Below are 16,375 nucleotides of genomic sequence, written 5' to 3'. Positions count from 1 at the left end.
ATCCATAAATTATAAATCTAATTTTAATGAATAACCAGGATGAAAAAATTTTTACAAAATCATTCTTTTTAGTGTTTGGAGCATTGCTGTTTTCAGCACTTGTGATGTATGCATTGATGTCAACAGTAACGGAATATGCTACATCTCTTGGTTCCACCGCCACCATTGCAGGGCTTGTTTCCGGAATTTATATTTTCGGAGGTTTATGTTCCAGAATCTATTCGGGAAATGCGCTTGAAAGAATCGGCTGGAGAAAAACGGCTTTAATATTCATGAGCATTCATTTTCTTGCTTGCCTTTTGTATTTTATAGTAAGTGATGTTAATCTGCTTCTGATTGTTAGGTTTGTTCATGGAATAGGCTTTGGGGCAACTGCCAATGCAATTGTAACAATAGCTTCTGCGGTTCTTCCTAAAAAACGTTTTGGAGAAGCATTCGGATACTTTATGATGGGTACAACAATAGCCGTTGGACTTGGTCCATATATAAGCGGCTTTTTATATGATAATTACGGCCCTGTAGGCTGTTTTTCAGCTGCAAGTATTTTTTCTGCACTTGCATTAATATTCATTTACTTTGTTGATGTAAGTAAATTTGATCCTGCAAACAATCCTCAAAGAGTCAAAGATGTGAAAGCAAGCTATAGCGGAATTGAAAAGGTATTTGAAATCAGTGCGATTCCAGTTTCTTTTTTCACAGCATTAACAAGTCTTGGTTATGTTTCAATCTTGTCATTTTACAGGCTTTATGCAGTTGAAGTCAATTTGGTTCAGGCATTTTCATGGTTCTTTTTGATATATTCGATAGTTTTGATTTTAACAAGGCCCCTTGCGGGAAAAATCCAGGATAAGCATGGGGATAGGATAATTTGCGTTGTTGGAATACTTGCACAAAGCATTGGTTTATTCTTGATAGCTTACATGCCTTCTTATTTGACAGTTTTTATTTGTGCAATATGTGCGGCATTAGGTTTCGGAACACTAAATTCAGCCTGTACAACAATCGTTACAAGAAATACTCCAGAACATCGCCGTTCTTATGCTGTTTCAACATTTTTCATATTCTGTGATGCTACAATGGGCTTTGGACCGGCATTGCTTGGAAGCTTTGTTTCCATGTCATTCGGATACGCGTCCGTTTATTATATTTCATCCATTATTACATTTCTAGCATTGCCGATTTGCCTAATCTCTTTGAAAAAATAATTTTATAACAATTTCGTCCTATTGTGATGGTATATTATTATATATTTAAAAATAAATATTAAACCATGAAAAAGCTTTGCATTTTTGACTTTGACGGAACATTATTCGATTCCGTTGATGATGTTGTAGTGTGCTTTAACAAGGCACTTACTATTTATAATCTTCCCACATTGACCCGTGATGAATATATTGGTTATTTGGGTGGAAACATTGATGATATAGTTTCTCTAGTTTTAAAGGACAAAAATACTCCTGAAAATATGGAAATTATTAAAAAAACTTATTTGGATTTTTATGATTCATCAGAAAAACCGTTGTCTGTTCCATTTCCTAAATCCCATAATCTTTTAAGGGAATTGCAGGAAAAAAATGTATTGATAGCTATCAATTCAAATAGATTTACCTATTCCATCAATCATTTCGTCGATAAGTTTTTCAGCGACATTGATTTTTTCCAGATTGAAGGCCATAATCTAGGTTTTCCTTCAAAACCGGATCCTTATGGTGCAAATAAAATTATAAAAAATGCAAATGTCAGTTTAGATGATGTAATCTATATTGGAGATTCCATAACTGATATTGAAACGGCCAAAAATATCGGAATCGACTGTGTCATTGTCAAATGGGGTTATGGAGTTAAAACAGATTGGGAAAACGATTATATTTTAGATGCCATTGACGATTTTTCTCAGATACTTGACTATTTTTAATTTTCCCTATAAAATGCCTGCTTGCATCAGTTCAGTGAATAATAGCATTAGCAAGCATCACCGTGGAGGACATGAAAATAACACTCAGTTTATGAATTGGTAAGTATTATTTAATTTGAAAATCAATCTATTATTATGTTATTTGTAAATTATCCTAAATGCTCAACTTGCAGAAAAGCTAAAAACTGGTTAGACGAACACGACTTTGAATATGAATCAAGACATATCATTGATGATAACCCTACTTCTGAAGAATTGCGTGAATGGTGGGAAATATCTGGCCTTCCGCTTAAAAGGTTTTTTAACACAAGTGGCATGAAATACAGGGAATTGAAGCTGAAAGATAAATTGCCGGAGATGTCTGATGATGAGCAATTGGATCTTTTGGCCACAGACGGAATGCTTGTAAAAAGGCCGATTTTAGTAGATGAAGATACGGTTTTGGTTGGTTTTAAGGTTAAGGAATGGGAAGAAAAATTGCTGTAATCTTTCTTTTTTAAAAAATTAGTCCTTAAAATTTTTACTTTTTATGAGGTATCTGGAATTTGAGGTTGAATGAGGCCAACTTAATGTTACCTCATTAAATTCCATTTTTTAAACCCAATGTAATAAAAATCGGATTGATATCTTCAGTGGGTTTATCTAGTTTCAGCTGAAATCATGTTGCCATTAAGAAAATGGTTTGATTTCATTCCTCTTTTTAAATAAGATGAACGGACATTTTAGAACTGTATTCTATTGCCGGTCCACAAGTCGTCGTCATCGAATTCATCCAAGGTAGCTTTGTTTTCTTTGGATTCTTCATTTTTAAATACTGCAATCTTGCAGATGTTAGAATAGTTCCAGTAGATGACATCGCCGTTTTCGCAAGTTTCCTTAATGTGGTCTTCCCTAAACTCGATTAAGGTATCTTCTTCCTTGTGGAAATCGCCATAATTGTTTTCATCGTATATTATCTGGAAGTAGTCAAAATCCTTTTTGGTAACTTCGTGAATTAAACCTTTTATAAGACTTGGGTATGTAAATGACCTCTGGTTGTATTTAATTTCCATATGTATCTCTCCTAAAATAATCAGATTTACATTTTAATTTTTGTTTCATATGACATATTATTTTTCCTATTTTCTTATCTTAAAAATGCACTTTAAAACATTAACTTTAAAAAACAGGAAATCAATAATTATAAATTGTATAAATATTTTAGGGGACAAAAATTGTTAGATATAAAATTATTCAGAGAAAATCCGGAAATAATCATTGACTCTGAAAAGAAAAGGTTCAGAGATACTGAAAATGTTGAAAAAGTAATAGAATATGACACCTTATGGAGAGAAGGTGAAAAAAAATTAAATGCACTTAGATCTGAAAAAAACAAATTATCAAAATCATTTAAAAAAGCAAAAGAAGAAGGTAATTTGGAAGAGGTAATAGCCAAATCCAAACAAGTTGCTGAAGATATTAAAGAATTAAGAGCAAATAATGATTATTACTTAAAACTCAGAGAGGATTTCAGATACAAGGTTGGAAATATCATCGATGAGGATGTGCCTATATCCGATACTGAAGATGACAATGTAGTGGTAAGAACCTACGGTGAGATTCCAGAACATGATTTTGAACTTTTAAATCATGTGGATTTGATTAAAAAAATCGATGGAGCAGACCTTGAAACTGCAGCAAGCATAGCAGGGGCACGTTTTTACTACTTGAAAAGAGATATCCTACACTTGAATTTGGCATTAATCCAATTCGCATTAGAGGAACTTGAAAGCGAAGGATACATTCCGATGCAAACCCCATTTTTTGTAAAAGGGGAAGTTGCGGCTGAAACTTCTGAATTGGGCGAATTTTATGAAACCTTATACAAAGTGGAAAATGAAGACATGTATCTGATTGCTACTGCTGAGCAGACCCTGGCTGCACTTCACAGGGATGAAATCATTTCACCTGATGAGTTGCCTTTAAGATACTGTGCGCTTTCAACCTGTTTTAGAAAGGAAGCGGGTTCTCACGGTAAGGATACTCTTGGAATATTCAGAGTCCATCAATTTGAAAAAATCGAACAGTTTATTTACTCAACCCCTGAAGACTCAAGAAACCAACATGACCATTTGATGGAAGTTACCGAGAGAATATATCAGAAATTAGGTCTTCCATATCAGATTATAGCTATCGTATCATCCGCTTTAAATGATAATGCGGCTATCAAATACGATTTGGAAGCGTGGTTCCCTGGCTCTAAAGCTTTCAGAGAATTGGTTTCATGTACTAACTGTAAGGATTATCAGGCCCGTAAGACAAAGACCCGTGTTGGTAGGGCTGGCTCAGGAGATGCTCAAATTTTGCACACTCTAAACAGTACAGCCATTGCTACTGAGAGAACCATTTGCTGTATTTTGGAGAATTATCAGCAGGAAGATGGCAGCATTAAAGTTCCTGAAGTGTTAGTCCCTTACATGAATGGAAAAACAGTCATTGAAGCTAAAGAATAAATATCTTTAAATTTTAAGTGTGTTTTACACACTTTAACTATTTTTAATTTTAAAAAATAAAAAGGGATGTTAAAATTCTGTTATATCATCCCATGTTTCTGAAGGTGCCTTTGCACCGTTAAATATGTCCAGGTCTATGGCTTTGTTTTTAAATGAAACAATTATTGTACATATTGCATCACCTGTTACATTTACCGCAGTTCTAAACATGTCTAAAATATGGTCAATTCCCATGATTATGCCGATTGCATCTACTGGCAGGCCAACGGAATTGAATACCATATTCAATGTGATCAATCCTACTGAAGGCACACCTGCAGTTCCGATTGAAGCCATTACTGCTGTGAAGATTACTGTAAGAAGGCCAACCATTCCCAAATCCATACCATATGCCTGGGCCGCAAACATAACTGCACAACCTTGCATGATTGCTGTTCCATCCATGTTGATGGTAGCACCTAGTGGAATGGTGAATGAGGATATTTCACGTGAAACGCCAAGTTCTGAAAGTTTTTCCAGGTTCAATGGAATTGTTGCATTTGATGTTGAAGATGAAAATGCAAAAAACATTACGGAAATGAACTTCTTAAAGAACTTTATTGGATTCAGCCTTGTAAAAACAACAAGAAGTGATGGATATACAATAAATGCCTGTATTGCAAGACCTAAAAGAACACAACCAATATATTTTGCCAAAGGTATTAAGCCGGCAAATCCCAATGATGCGAAAGTTTTTGCCATTAAACAGAAAATTCCAATCGGCGCAAACTTCATCACGATGCGGGTCATTTCCATCATAACGGTATTTCCCTGGCTGAAGAATTCATTAATAACGTTTGTTTCCTCTTTCAAGGTTGCTAATATTATGCCCACCAATAATCCGAATATAATAACGGGCAGCATGTCTCCGTTAGCAAGAGAGCTGAAAGGATTGTCCGGAATCATGTTCAATATGGTGTCTGTCGCTGTAACATTTGATGATACATTGGCCTTTACGATTCCGACCATATTCAATCCGTCACCAGGCTGAATTACGCTTGCTATTATAAGCGCAATGGTAACTGCCAATGCGGTTGTTATGAGGTATATCCCTATTGTTCGCCCACCAATTGAACCGATTTTTCTTATATCTGAAATGGATGCTACTCCAACAACTATTGAAAAGAAAACAAGAGGCACAACTAACATCTTCATTAGTTTAATAAATCCGTTACCTCCCAAATAGAAAACATTATTTACGAGGATAATGTCTTTAATGAATGGATTTGTAACAAAAAAATTTAATATTAGCCCTACAATGAAACCCAGAATCATTCCGATTAACATCCAGTTTCCAAGGCTGATTTTTTTCAGTCTTTCAATCATTTTCCCACACCTTCTTTTTATATACTATTATATATTTAATATGTGTAATAAATTTTTAACTGAAATGAATGATGTGATTTGGAATAATCCAAATCGTTTAATCAAAAAATTTACTAATGTTGTTAAATAGATTATCTTTTAATCAGGTGTTCATATGAAAACAATAGTAATCAATGCTAGTCCAAGGAAAAAATGGAATACTGCTGAAGTTATGCAGGCCGCCCAAAAGGGCGCCGAGTCTGTTGGTGCAGAGACAGAATTTTTTAATTTATCTGACCTTGTTTTTAAGGGATGCAGAAGTTGTCTTATATGCAAACAAAAGGATAAGACCAAAGGCAAGTGTTATTTGAGGGATGACTTGTCTGAGGTGATTGAAAAGATATTTGAAGCGAATACGCTCCTGATTGGTTCGCCGATTTATTTTGGAGAGCCGACCAGTGATTTCAGGGCATTGCTTGAGAGGCTGATATTCTGCATCATGTCATATGATGACGGATCCAGCTACTTCAGGGGCAAAGTAAATGTCGGGATTTTCTATACCATGAATGCTCCTAGGGATTTTTACGAGCAGTCAATGAAGGAAAGCCTGTCCAGTGTCGAGTTCTTATTTTCTTATTTGAATGGTGAAGTTGTTTCATATCCTGTTTGCGATACTTTGCAGGTTCATGACTACTCCAAATACAATATGGGTGGTTTTTCACAGGAACTTAAGGAAAAGCAACTGGTTCTCCAGTATCCAAAAGACATTGAAAAGGCTTTTGAAATTGGGGCTGAATTAAGCAAATGATTCGCCTATTTTTTTTAAATTTTTTTAAAGTATACATTTTTTAAAAATGAATACATTTATATACTACCTCTATGCAATATTATAATGTATACAAAAATAAAATTTGTATACGGTTTGTGGTGGTAATATGGAAAACGAAAATAAAAAAGACCCAAGAAAATTTGTATTCGGAAATGAAAGATTTGGAGGATCATACACTCCGGGGGAATTTGAATTTAATTTCCCTGAAGATATGTCCCGTGAAGAATTCGAAAGAATGTTTGCAAGAAGAATGAATTCACTTCACAAAATGGGCAATGATTTTGCAGATGAATTCTTTGACAATAAATCCAGAAAAGAGAAACTCAAACCGTTGAGCATACGCGTAAAGCCTCATACTAAAGAATTTTTCAAAAACAATTCAATTCTCTCACCGAGAGAAGTGCTTGAGATATATGAAAACTTCAACAATGGTTCTGAAGCGTTCATCAATTCCCTGCTGGAAGATGAAAAAAACCTTGAAAAAGAGCTTAAGGAGGTTCAGGAGAAATTGCACAATGCAAGATTATTTAAGGAAAAGTTGAGTGAAATAGAACCTGAAAGGGATGTTTTAACTGATGAAGATAAGATATTGCAATTAAAAAGGGTTTATAAAAACTCTGAAATTAAGGTAATTGGCAATGAAATTTCACCCGGAAAGGCTCAAAACGATATTTTAAGGGATATCCAAATATACAATACTTTGGTAGTACGTATCTTCAATAAGGAATTTTTGACAATTGAAGTTTGTACAAATGCATATCCGATTGTTTACTACTTTAAAAATGAATACTCTAGAGAGGACATTGCAGAAATCTCAAGTCACATCGAGGAATACTGCAACGAGCACGATATCGAGTTTAATATGATTGAAGAATCTTGCTTTCACGGATGATTTAAACTTTTAGGAAGTGTGCAAAGACACATTTTCACACTTCAACTATTTTTTTCTAGTTAAAATTTGATAGAATAATTAAACTGTAACCCCTTAAAGTTAAGGAGGTGATATCATGATAGGTAATATTGCGATTTTGTTTAATTCAAAATTATCTTTTGTTTATTCATCTCTTAACTGCCAAATTAATCTTGGGGGAAACTATTGTGACAATTCTAATAAAAATTAGAATTTTTCTGGCTTTAAATATCACTTTTATATGGTATTTAGCTATATTTTTCGCATTAGTGTTAATTGATGTAATGTAGCACTATAGTTTTTTCCTCCTTCAAATTATGGGAAAAACAATTATTAATGAGATGTTGTTTTCGATAATCTACCCGATTATCTTTGGGTTCAGTTTTACTCGTAAGGTACACACCCATGATTTGTAAATTCAATTAAATTTAAATAGGTTTAATCACCATATATTGACTTGAGTTTAAAACTCAATTTGGATTTCAGATGAAATCTATTAGATTAATTTGGTTATCAATATCTACGGGTAGTATTGCAGGAACTTCCTGCAATATAGATATTGATTTTTAAAACTTTTTTTTCAAAATTAGAAACTTTAACATCAATTATTTTCACTAATTTTTGAGAATGATTTAAACTTTTAGGAAGTGTGCAAAGACACATTTTCACACTTCAACTATTTTTATCAAATATTAAAACCAAGTATTAATTGGATTTCGGAATCCGGCTTGGTTAATTATTTAGGTTAATTTCTTTTCAATGGTGTATGAATTATGATGGTGGTATTTTTTTTAAAAATAGTTAACCAAGTCTTTTTTTTTTAAAAAATGAAAAATAGAGGGGTAATCTTAATCAAACAAGAATAAGTTTACTCCTTCAATAATTAAAACAATTCCAATAATTATTGCAATATATACTGGTTGGTTAATTGCATATGCTGCAAGAGCTATAGCAACAATACCCATGATTAAAACAAGTATTGAAGCAAAAGTGGATACTTTAGTAACTTTTGATATCAATCCTATTATTCCAAATGCAATCATTATAAATCCAACAATATAGAATTGGAATGCAACAAGGAATGATAGGGCATCAATATAGAATATAAACATGAATCCTAAAATTATGGCAATAAGTCCAATTATTATGGATACTGTTGAAAACATTCCATTCTGGTTTCTTAGGTTGAATCCCATAAATGCAGTTGAAATACCGAAGAACAATAAACTTAAGCCCACAATTATTGAAACTAACCCTGAAGAGAACATTGGAAATAGAATAAATATTATCCCTAAAATTATTGATAATATCCCAGCACTTCTGTTAATCATTTTGTCACCTCCGTTAATTAAGCTAATTATATATATCTATAATATATTATTAATTATTATGGTAGAATTTGAAGAGATTATAAACACTAGAAGAAGCATTCGCGAATATGTTGACAGGGAAGTTAGTGATGAGGATATTTTAAAAATCCTAAAAGCGGGAATGCAGGCTCCGGGATCAAGGCTTGGTGCAGAGCCTTGGGAGTTTATTGTAGTTAAAGATAAGCAAACATTGGCCAGATTAGGTGAAATTAAACCTAGGGTTGCTAATGCTCCTGTAGCTATTGTATTGGTTGCAAATATCGAAAGGGCATTTTTCAAAACTGTTTGGCAGCAGGACATGGGGGCAGCTGCAGAAAACATGCTGCTTGAGGCAGTCAACTTAGGTTTGGGAGGTCTTTGGAACGGTGTTGCACCTGATGAGGAGAGAATGGTAAAGATTGGAGAAATAGTCGGAATCAACGACATTTCTGATTTAAAGCCGTATTGCATAATAACTGTAGGCTATCCGGCTGACGGTTGGGAAAATAAATTCATGGACAAATTTGATGAAAGCAGGATTCACTATGAAAAATACTAAATACGATTTTGAAAGCGCAATAGATAGGAAAGGAACAAATTCCCTAAAATGGGATTTGTTTGATGATGACGTTCCTATGTGGGTGGCGGACATGGACTTTAAGGTAGCTCCGGCCATTGAAAATGCCATTTTAAAAAGGGCAAATCATCCAGTATATGGATATACGATTGTTCCGGATGAGCTTTTTCAGGCATATATTGGATGGTGGGATAGAAGATACGGCTTTAAGATGTCCCGTGAAGACATGCTGTATTCAATAGGCGTGATGCCATCAATATCTTCAATGATAAGATGTTTGACAGATGTTGGAGACAATATATTAATCCAAACACCGGTTTATCATGTATTTTTCTATGTCATAGAAGAAAACAATCGCAATGTTTTGGAAAATCCATTGATTTATGATAACGGTGAATATAAAATTGATTTTGATGATCTGGATGAAAAGCTGTCCGAATCCAAATTAATGATTTTATGCAATCCCCACAATCCAATCGGCAAGATATGGTCCAAAAGCGATTTGGCCAGAATCGGCGAGCTGTGCAAAAAACATGATGTCATTTTGATATCTGATGAAATCCACTGTGATTTGACCAATCCAGGAGTGAAATACAATCCGTTCGAATCATCGGATAATGTCATTACATGCCTGTCGCCTTCAAAGTCATTTAACATTGCAGGTTTTCAAAGTTCAATCGTTCACACAAAAAACGCTGAGCTACTAGAAAAAATTAAAAACCAGATGCATGTTGATAATTCCGATTCTTGCAATGTGTTTGCAACAGCTGCTGTAATTGCGGCATATGATGAGTCTGAAGAATGGCTGGAGGAGCTAAAGGATGTATTATATGAAAATAAACAGATTGTAAAGGATTATTTGGCTTGCGAACTTCCTGTCATTAAACTGGTTGAATGTGATGCGACCTATCTCTTATGGCTTGACTGTTCGGCTTTAAATGTTCCTTCAAAAGTTTTAAGCGGATTTTTAAGAAGCAATCAGGGATTATTCTTATCGGCTGGAATTGATTTTGGATTAAACGGAGACAGTTTTTTAAGGATGAATATAGCTTGCCCTCAAGAGATTTTAATGGAAGGTTTGGCAAGACTTAAAGCAGGCATAACTGCACTCAACATTATTAAAAACTAATAGGTGTGTTTAATATGAGTTCTTCACAGAATTTCAAATATTTGGATGAATTGATTCATGATGACGTAGATGAGATTGCTTTAGATTCAGATATTGTCTTAAGCGGTCTTGAAGAGTTTGAGTATTCTGAAGGCATCAATTTGGATGTTGATGATTTGGTTATCGATGGAAATGGTCATTTTATTGATGCATGCAAAAAGGCAAGGATATTTAACTGCACAGGTTCAAATATCACTCTCAAAAACATCACATTAAAAAATGGATATAATGAGGAAAACGGCGGAGCAATATACATTGAAGAAGGCGAATTGTCCATTATCGAATCCGCAATAATAGGGAACTCTGCAGGAGAAGACGGCGGGGCGATACACAATGATGAAGGTGAATTGATTATTGAAAATTCTACATTCACACAAAACGATTCACAAGATCATGGCGGTGCAATAAACAATTGGGGCAAGATAAATGTTAGGCAATCCACATTCAAGGACAATAAGGCAAATCACGGTGGAGCAATATTCAATGATGGTAGTGAATTGGAGATTATTGAGAATATGTTCTCACAAAATTCAGCAAACAATGGTGGAGCATTGTTCAATAATGACGTTGGTGAGTTAACTATTGCCAAATCTATACTGAAGGAAAATTCAGCAGAAAGCGGTGGTGCAATCTTTAATGAAAATTGTGATATGGATATTGCAGATTCCACATTTGAGGGCAATTCGGCGTCTCATGATGGAGGAGCGATACGAAATGCAGGAGAGATGATCATATCCAAATCCACATTTAATGATAACGTCGCAAATCGTGATGGAGGGGTTATTCTCAACTATAGGGGTGACTTGACCATTAAAGAATCTGCATTCAATACCAACATTGCCGGGCGTAACGGCGGAGCCATAAATAATTGCGACAGTGAAATGACTATTGTCGGGTCTATGCTTAGGCAAAACAAAGCGGAAAATGGCGGTGCAGTGTATAATAACAAAAGCGTGCTGACTGTTGAGGAATCTGAGCTTGCTGAAAATGAGTCAAATATCTGTGGCGGAGCTATATGGATAAATAAGATAAAAGATTATGAATCAAATGATTCCACATTTAAAGACAATAAGCCTGATGATGTTTATGAGGATAATGGCTGATTCATTTTTCAGATTTCTGATATTGGCTTAGTGTGTGTCAATGAACTTTTGGATTAGCCAGTCGGATATGCTGATATCTGAGTCAAATCTTATTATTTCATCTTTTTTAAACCATTTGGCTTTTAGAATTTCATCACCATCTACTTTTATTTCACCGGAATCGTATTCTGCTTCAAAGCCAAGCATCAATGAGTTTGGAAATGGCCATGATTGGCTATTGAGATAGTTTAGATTTTTGATTTTAATCCCAATTTCTTCTGAAACTTCTCTGTGAACTGCATCTTCGATTGACTCTCCCGGTTCGACAAATCCTGCTATTAAAGCATATTTGATGTTTTCATGGTAGCTGTGCTTTGCCATGAGCAGTTCATCGCCTTTTCTGATGGCCACAATAATTGCGGGAGCGATTCTTGGATAGTGCACCTGACCGCATGAAGGGCATTTTAACATCATGTCCTTTTCATCTATCACAGTCTTTTGGCCACACTTGCCGCAAAACTGGTGTGAGATATACCAGTCACGCACCAAAACGGCTCTTGTTGACATCAGATAAAGGTCTTTATCACTATCATAAATTTCTATTAGTGGGTAAAATGACTCGCTGGAGTCGGTATTGGCCACAAAAGTATCTTTGCCCAAATATTTTCCGATATAAAGCTTAAAGTCAATATTGACATTATCAAGGGAAGTCGGCAATGTTTTATTGCTTGTTAGGAACAGTTCCCTTTCATTGTTAAAAATAAAGTAATAAGCATCATCGCTTTCATAAGCATCGCTAAAATCAATTTCATAATCTTTGTAGATGGATTTTTCTATCATGTTAATTGATTTATTTTTATTTTTAATAAATTGATTGAATTTTTTGCTTAAATATATAAGAAATCAAATACAAATTCTATTATGGTGATATTTAATGGTATCTGAAAATATGGAAAAAGCTTTAAATGCTCAATTAAATGCTGAAGTTTACTCTGGATATTTATATTTATCCATGGCAGCTTACTTTGAAGATGAAGACTTAGCAGGATTTGCTAACTGGATGAGAGTTCAGGCAGAAGAAGAATTGGAACATGGAATGAAATTCTATGACTACATTATCAGAAGAGGGGCTTCTGTAACTTTAACTGCAATTGAAGGACCACAAACCGAATGGGATGGCCCACTTCAAGCATTTGAACATGTTTTAGAACATGAAAAAAAGGTATCTGGCCTTATCAATGATTTAGTTAACTTAGCTATTGAAGAAAAAGATCATGCAACCAACAACTTCTTGCAATGGTTTGTTGAAGAACAAGTTGAAGAAGAAGAAAATGCAATGGAATTAGTTGCTAAAGCTAAATTGGCTGATGGCGATAACAGATTGATTTATGAATTAAACAAAGAATTAGGTGCACGTGCACCATCCGAAGACTAGATTTTATCTAGTCACTTTTATTTTTTTTGATGTTCATGAGCTATCCTGACGGTCCTACTGATGAAGCAAGTGTTGATTCTACACTATTTGATTGTGAATTGCTTGGCGAAAATGAGTTAGGTAGTGTACACGTTCACGGTCCTTTCGGGAATAGTGCATCTGATGTTAAGATAGCTTATGTAATTGGGATGCATCCTCTTGAAAGCAAATCCCACAGGGCGTTGTTTGATAAATTATCCTCTAAAAGTGATTTGAACTATTCTTATTGCATTTATAACATTCATGTCGATAATCCGAATACTGAAACTGAGGGAAGGCTTGAAGGACAATTGCTTGCAAAGGAATTTATTAAAGATGATATAATTAATAGAAAATATGATTTATTCGTGGATATTCATTCTAATAGGGGATCTAATGGTCCTGGAGACTATCAAATAACCAATTTTATTTTCGCCCCAGGTTTTGATGAAAAATCCACTAATTTAATGAATTTAATTCTTGAAAGTGTTGATGAACTTCAATATTATGCGCCCCAATATAGAACAAGCCCGCCATTTATTACAGAACCAACTGCCAAGGCAGGCATTCCAACAATTGTTTATGAGTGTTATTCTTATGAGCCAATGGATTTAACTTATGAACTGGCTTTAAAATTAATTGAAAGTATTGATAATTTATCATTTTAAAAAAATTGAGAAGGCTAGTTCTCAATTATTGGCTATTTTTCAAGGGAGAGATTTTTTTTCATAATCCATATATCAATGCTCGATTAAAGGTATAATCAATGTGATATATGTGCCAGATGCAATTTTAGGATTAATTTCATCTATTTTTGAGAGACTCATATTCAGTGTAATGACAGTTATTTGTCATGAATATTTTAATTGTTTTATAAATTTTACTTGATAAATCATGAAAAGTATTATATATATTTTAATACATACTTTTAAAAGATATAACATAATTGGAAGTGAAAAAATGATTATAAAAGCACCTTCAAGAATTCATATGTCCCTTATTGATTTAAATGGGTCATATAGAAGAGTCGATGGTGGAATTGGTCTAGCATTAGCTGATCCACAATTTGTATTGGAAGTTGAACAAACTGAAAGTGGCGTAACTCTTGATTTTGCAGATACTGTTACTGACGAAGAGGCAATATTGGAATGCAAAGAGAAAATACCTGACGCCGCTCAAAAGACTATGGAACATTTTGACATTGATTCAGGATTCCATTTCATTGTACATCAAACTTATCCTCCGCATTCAGGATTTGGAAGCGGAACCCAAATTGCGGTTTCAACAGCTCACTTAATTACAGAAACTATGGGAATCAAAGTTGAAAGCCGTGAATTAAGCAGTATTGTTGGAAGAGGGGGAACTTCAGGAATTGGAACATACACTCACGATTTAGGTGGATTTATATTGGATGGTGGACACAGCAAGGAGGAAAAACCATTGTTTTTACCTTCAGGAGCATCTAAAGCAAAACCTGCTACATTGATTGCAAGATATGATTTTCCGGAAGAATGGAATATTTTGATAGCAATTCCGGAAATCGAAAAGCATATGGAAGGGGATGATGAAGTAGATGTATTCCAGACATACTGTCCAATTCCAAAAGAGGAAGTGGAGCAAGTATCCCACTTAATTTTAATGAATTTAGTGCCGTTCATGCTTGAAAAGGATATTAAAAACTTTGGATGGGCTGTAAGCGAGCTTCAAAAAGTTGGATTCAATAAATTGGAGCACTCTTTGGATGCAAGTTACCTGCCAACCATGCAAGCTATTGAAAAGGCTGGAGCGTATGGTGTTGGTATTAGTTCCTTTGGACCGGTTCTCTATACAGTATTTGATGAATCAAATGCAGATATTGTTGAAAAGACCAAAGAAATTATTGGAGAAAAGGGAACTGTCTTTGTAACTAAAGCACAAAATCATGGATATACTATTGAAAAATAGTATTTTCTCTTTTTTTCTTTTTTTTGACCATTAATGTTTAGAATGTTTTTTTTTACTTGGTAATACAGATTGATGATGAATTTTTTTTAAAAGAAGTAATAATTTAAAAAGGAGTTTTATTTTTAATCTTGTTTAATATAATATATGAAAAATTAAAAGAAATATAAAGAAGTTTATAAATTATAAACTTCCTCAGATTGAACAATAGTAATATTTTCCTTTTGTAAAGCAGAAATCAGCTCATCAATATCGTCTGCATGCAGTAGCAAGATAGCTTTTCCCACTTTATCATGAGTAAATGCGTAAAGATACTCCAAATCGATTTCATTGTCTTTAATTACTTTTAAAACACTTGTAAGACCACCAGGTGCATCGTTCATTTCAACACCGATGATTTCTGTGATTTTAACAAGGAAATTATTCTCTTCTAAAGCTTCTTTTCCTTTTTCCGGATTATCGACGACCAATCTTAAAATGCCGAATTCTGAAGTATCTGCCATACACATCGCCCTGATGTTTACATCTGCACTGCTTAGCACTTCAAGGGGTTTTGATAAGCTTCCCATTCTGTTTTGTAAAAATATTGATAACTGTTTGATTTTCATTTTCCCACCTAATTTAAATTCCTTTCATCTATTACTCTTTTTGCTTTTCCTTCAAATCTTGGTAAGGTCTTTGGCTCAACGAGAGTTACTTTCACTCTGATTCCTGTTTCATTTTCAATTGATTTTCCGATTTTATTTTGAATTGCCATCATTTCCTTTATTCCGTCAAAGAAAATGTTTGGTGATGCTTCCACTTTCACTTCGATTTCATCTAAAGTTCCCGGTCTTGTAACTATTATCATATAATGAGGCTCTGCTTCACCGACTTTAAGCAATGCTTTTTCGATTTGTGATGGGAAAATAGCTACTCCTTTAACTTTAATCATATCATCGGACCTGCCTGTAATTCTGCTGATTCTTGCGTGGGTCCTTCCGCAACCGCATTTTTCATAAGTGATTTTTGTCAAATCCTTTGTTCTGAATCTGATTACCGGCATTCCTTCCCTTTGGATGTTTGTTAAAACCAATTCTCCCGGCTGGTTTTCTCCAAGTACTTGTTTTGTGTTAGGGTCAATTATCTCAGGATAGTAGATATCTTCTGCAATGTGCAGTCCATTTTGCTCGCTGCATTCGACTCCAACACCAGGTCCCATCAGTTCTGTTAATCCGTAAATGTTGTATGCCTTTGCACCGAAGATTTCCTCTACTCTTTGCCTTATCTCTTCAGTCCAGCCTTCTGCTCCAAAGCCAATGGCCTTCAGGCCGAA

General features: G+C 34.5%; 18 protein-coding genes. 12 read left to right on the top strand and 6 right to left on the bottom strand.

Annotated features, from left to right (window positions below; genetic code table 11):
• The first annotated feature begins 26 nt into the window (after nt 1-26).
• From IJI93_RS07920 to IJI93_RS07910, 3 genes are all read left to right on the top strand, one after another.
• Nucleotides 27-1,205 carry an MFS transporter gene (locus IJI93_RS07920; RefSeq protein WP_292821934.1) on the top strand — a complete coding sequence of 393 codons (1,179 nt, stop codon included), beginning with the start codon at nt 27-29 and terminating at the stop codon, nt 1,203-1,205.
• A gap of 65 nt (nt 1,206-1,270) precedes the next feature.
• Nucleotides 1,271-1,915, top strand: coding sequence for an HAD family hydrolase (locus IJI93_RS07915; RefSeq protein WP_292821932.1), 645 nt, complete (start codon nt 1,271-1,273; stop codon nt 1,913-1,915).
• A 135-nt stretch (nt 1,916-2,050) separates the two neighbouring features.
• The gene (locus IJI93_RS07910; protein ID WP_292821930.1) at nt 2,051-2,401 is read left to right on the top strand and encodes an arsenate reductase family protein; all 351 of its coding nucleotides are present in this window, start codon (nt 2,051-2,053) and stop codon (nt 2,399-2,401) included.
• A gap of 236 nt (nt 2,402-2,637) precedes the next feature.
• Here the strand turns inward: IJI93_RS07910 and IJI93_RS07905 are convergent, their stop codons facing one another.
• Nucleotides 2,638-2,967, bottom strand: a complete 330-nt coding sequence (locus IJI93_RS07905; protein WP_292821928.1) for a hypothetical protein — start codon at nt 2,965-2,967, stop codon at nt 2,638-2,640.
• A gap of 162 nt (nt 2,968-3,129) precedes the next feature.
• Here IJI93_RS07905 and serS point away from each other — a divergent pair, with 162 nt between their 5' ends.
• Complete coding sequence (gene serS, locus IJI93_RS07900; protein ID WP_292821925.1) at nt 3,130-4,407, top strand: serine--tRNA ligase; 1,278 nt, start codon at nt 3,130-3,132, stop codon at nt 4,405-4,407.
• A 69-nt stretch (nt 4,408-4,476) separates the two neighbouring features.
• Here serS and IJI93_RS07895 read toward each other — a convergent pair whose 3' ends face one another.
• Nucleotides 4,477-5,772, bottom strand: a complete 1,296-nt coding sequence (locus IJI93_RS07895) for a dicarboxylate/amino acid:cation symporter (RefSeq protein ID WP_292821923.1) — start codon at nt 5,770-5,772, stop codon at nt 4,477-4,479.
• Nucleotides 5,773-5,926: 154 nt separating this feature from the next.
• Between IJI93_RS07895 and IJI93_RS07890 the strand changes: the two genes are divergently transcribed.
• Nucleotides 5,927-6,559, top strand: a complete 633-nt coding sequence (locus tag IJI93_RS07890; protein ID WP_292821921.1) for a flavodoxin family protein — start codon at nt 5,927-5,929, stop codon at nt 6,557-6,559.
• 127 nt (nt 6,560-6,686) lie between these two features.
• A complete protein-coding gene (locus IJI93_RS07885; protein ID WP_292821919.1) occupies nt 6,687-7,472 on the top strand; it encodes a hypothetical protein in 786 nt (261 codons plus the stop codon).
• Nucleotides 7,473-8,338: 866 nt separating this feature from the next.
• Here the strand turns inward: IJI93_RS07885 and IJI93_RS07880 are convergent.
• The gene (locus IJI93_RS07880; RefSeq protein ID WP_292821917.1) at nt 8,339-8,821 is read right to left on the bottom strand and encodes a DUF308 domain-containing protein; all 483 of its coding nucleotides are present in this window, start codon (nt 8,819-8,821) and stop codon (nt 8,339-8,341) included.
• A 58-nt stretch (nt 8,822-8,879) separates the two neighbouring features.
• Here IJI93_RS07880 and IJI93_RS07875 point away from each other — a divergent pair, with 58 nt between their 5' ends.
• From IJI93_RS07875 to IJI93_RS07865, 3 genes are read left to right on the top strand one after another with little or no spacing between them, the layout of a single operon-like run.
• Nucleotides 8,880-9,398 (top strand): nitroreductase family protein, encoded by a 519-nt coding sequence (locus tag IJI93_RS07875; protein ID WP_292821915.1) that lies wholly within the window; start codon nt 8,880-8,882, stop codon nt 9,396-9,398.
• Nucleotides 9,385-10,545, top strand: a complete 1,161-nt coding sequence (locus tag IJI93_RS07870; protein WP_292821914.1) for a MalY/PatB family protein — start codon at nt 9,385-9,387, stop codon at nt 10,543-10,545. Before IJI93_RS07875 ends, IJI93_RS07870 begins: the two co-directional genes overlap by 14 nt.
• Nucleotides 10,546-10,559: 14 nt before the next feature.
• On the top strand, nt 10,560-11,687 hold the full coding sequence (locus IJI93_RS07865; protein ID WP_292821912.1) for a hypothetical protein: 1,128 nt from the start codon (nt 10,560-10,562) through the stop codon (nt 11,685-11,687).
• A gap of 27 nt (nt 11,688-11,714) precedes the next feature.
• On the opposite strand, the gene nudC is transcribed toward IJI93_RS07865, so the two are convergent.
• Nucleotides 11,715-12,506 carry an NAD(+) diphosphatase gene (gene nudC, locus IJI93_RS07860; RefSeq protein WP_292821910.1) on the bottom strand — a complete coding sequence of 264 codons (792 nt, stop codon included), beginning with the start codon at nt 12,504-12,506 and terminating at the stop codon, nt 11,715-11,717.
• A 94-nt stretch (nt 12,507-12,600) separates the two neighbouring features.
• Between nudC and IJI93_RS07855 the strand changes: the two genes are divergently transcribed.
• The 3 genes from IJI93_RS07855 to IJI93_RS07845 all read left to right on the top strand — a co-directional run bounded on the left by IJI93_RS07855 (nt 12,601) and on the right by IJI93_RS07845 (nt 15,063).
• Nucleotides 12,601-13,101, top strand: a complete 501-nt coding sequence (locus tag IJI93_RS07855; protein WP_292821908.1) for a ferritin — start codon at nt 12,601-12,603, stop codon at nt 13,099-13,101.
• A 35-nt stretch (nt 13,102-13,136) separates the two neighbouring features.
• Entirely contained in the window at nt 13,137-13,787 is a 651-nt protein-coding gene (locus IJI93_RS07850) for an adhesin (RefSeq protein WP_292821907.1), read from the top strand.
• A gap of 292 nt (nt 13,788-14,079) precedes the next feature.
• Complete coding sequence (locus IJI93_RS07845) at nt 14,080-15,063, top strand: beta-ribofuranosylaminobenzene 5'-phosphate synthase (RefSeq protein WP_292821905.1); 984 nt, start codon at nt 14,080-14,082, stop codon at nt 15,061-15,063.
• 173 nt (nt 15,064-15,236) lie between these two features.
• Here the strand turns inward: IJI93_RS07845 and IJI93_RS07840 are convergent, their stop codons facing one another.
• On the bottom strand, nt 15,237-15,668 hold the full coding sequence (locus IJI93_RS07840) for an acetolactate synthase (RefSeq protein ID WP_292821903.1): 432 nt from the start codon (nt 15,666-15,668) through the stop codon (nt 15,237-15,239).
• 8 nt (nt 15,669-15,676) lie between these two features.
• A partial coding sequence (locus tag IJI93_RS07835) for a phenylacetate--CoA ligase family protein (RefSeq protein ID WP_394355678.1) occupies nt 15,677-16,375 on the bottom strand: 699 nt, incomplete at its 5' end.

Origin of the sequence: Methanobrevibacter sp. (assembly GCF_017431965.1) — an archaeon.
Taxonomy (GTDB): Archaea; Methanobacteriota; Methanobacteria; order Methanobacteriales; family Methanobacteriaceae; genus Methanocatella.
Note: the sequence above shows the minus strand (reverse complement) of the source record. Positions and strands in the feature narration are given on the sequence as shown.

Bases quoted from the DNA above. Each gene is read 5' to 3' on its own strand.
- IJI93_RS07920 (WP_292821934.1), top strand. From the start codon at position 27: ATGAATAACCAGGATGAAAAAATTTTTACAAAATCATTCTTTTTAGTG.
- IJI93_RS07915 (WP_292821932.1), top strand. From the start codon at position 1,271: ATGAAAAAGCTTTGCATTTTTGACTTTGACGGAACATTATTCGATTCC.
- IJI93_RS07910 (WP_292821930.1), top strand. From the start codon at position 2,051: ATGTTATTTGTAAATTATCCTAAATGCTCAACTTGCAGAAAAGCTAAA.
- IJI93_RS07905 (WP_292821928.1), bottom strand. From the start codon at position 2,967: ATGGAAATTAAATACAACCAGAGGTCATTTACATACCCAAGTCTTATA.
- IJI93_RS07895 (WP_292821923.1), bottom strand. From the start codon at position 5,772: ATGATTGAAAGACTGAAAAAAATCAGCCTTGGAAACTGGATGTTAATC.
- IJI93_RS07890 (WP_292821921.1), top strand. From the start codon at position 5,927: ATGAAAACAATAGTAATCAATGCTAGTCCAAGGAAAAAATGGAATACT.
- IJI93_RS07885 (WP_292821919.1), top strand. From the start codon at position 6,687: ATGGAAAACGAAAATAAAAAAGACCCAAGAAAATTTGTATTCGGAAAT.
- IJI93_RS07880 (WP_292821917.1), bottom strand. From the start codon at position 8,821: ATGATTAACAGAAGTGCTGGGATATTATCAATAATTTTAGGGATAATA.
- IJI93_RS07875 (WP_292821915.1), top strand. From the start codon at position 8,880: ATGGTAGAATTTGAAGAGATTATAAACACTAGAAGAAGCATTCGCGAA.
- IJI93_RS07870 (WP_292821914.1), top strand. From the start codon at position 9,385: ATGAAAAATACTAAATACGATTTTGAAAGCGCAATAGATAGGAAAGGA.
- IJI93_RS07865 (WP_292821912.1), top strand. From the start codon at position 10,560: ATGAGTTCTTCACAGAATTTCAAATATTTGGATGAATTGATTCATGAT.
- nudC (WP_292821910.1), bottom strand. From the start codon at position 12,506: ATGATAGAAAAATCCATCTACAAAGATTATGAAATTGATTTTAGCGAT.
- IJI93_RS07855 (WP_292821908.1), top strand. From the start codon at position 12,601: ATGGTATCTGAAAATATGGAAAAAGCTTTAAATGCTCAATTAAATGCT.
- IJI93_RS07850 (WP_292821907.1), top strand. From the start codon at position 13,137: ATGAGCTATCCTGACGGTCCTACTGATGAAGCAAGTGTTGATTCTACA.
- IJI93_RS07845 (WP_292821905.1), top strand. From the start codon at position 14,080: ATGATTATAAAAGCACCTTCAAGAATTCATATGTCCCTTATTGATTTA.
- IJI93_RS07840 (WP_292821903.1), bottom strand. From the start codon at position 15,668: ATGAAAATCAAACAGTTATCAATATTTTTACAAAACAGAATGGGAAGC.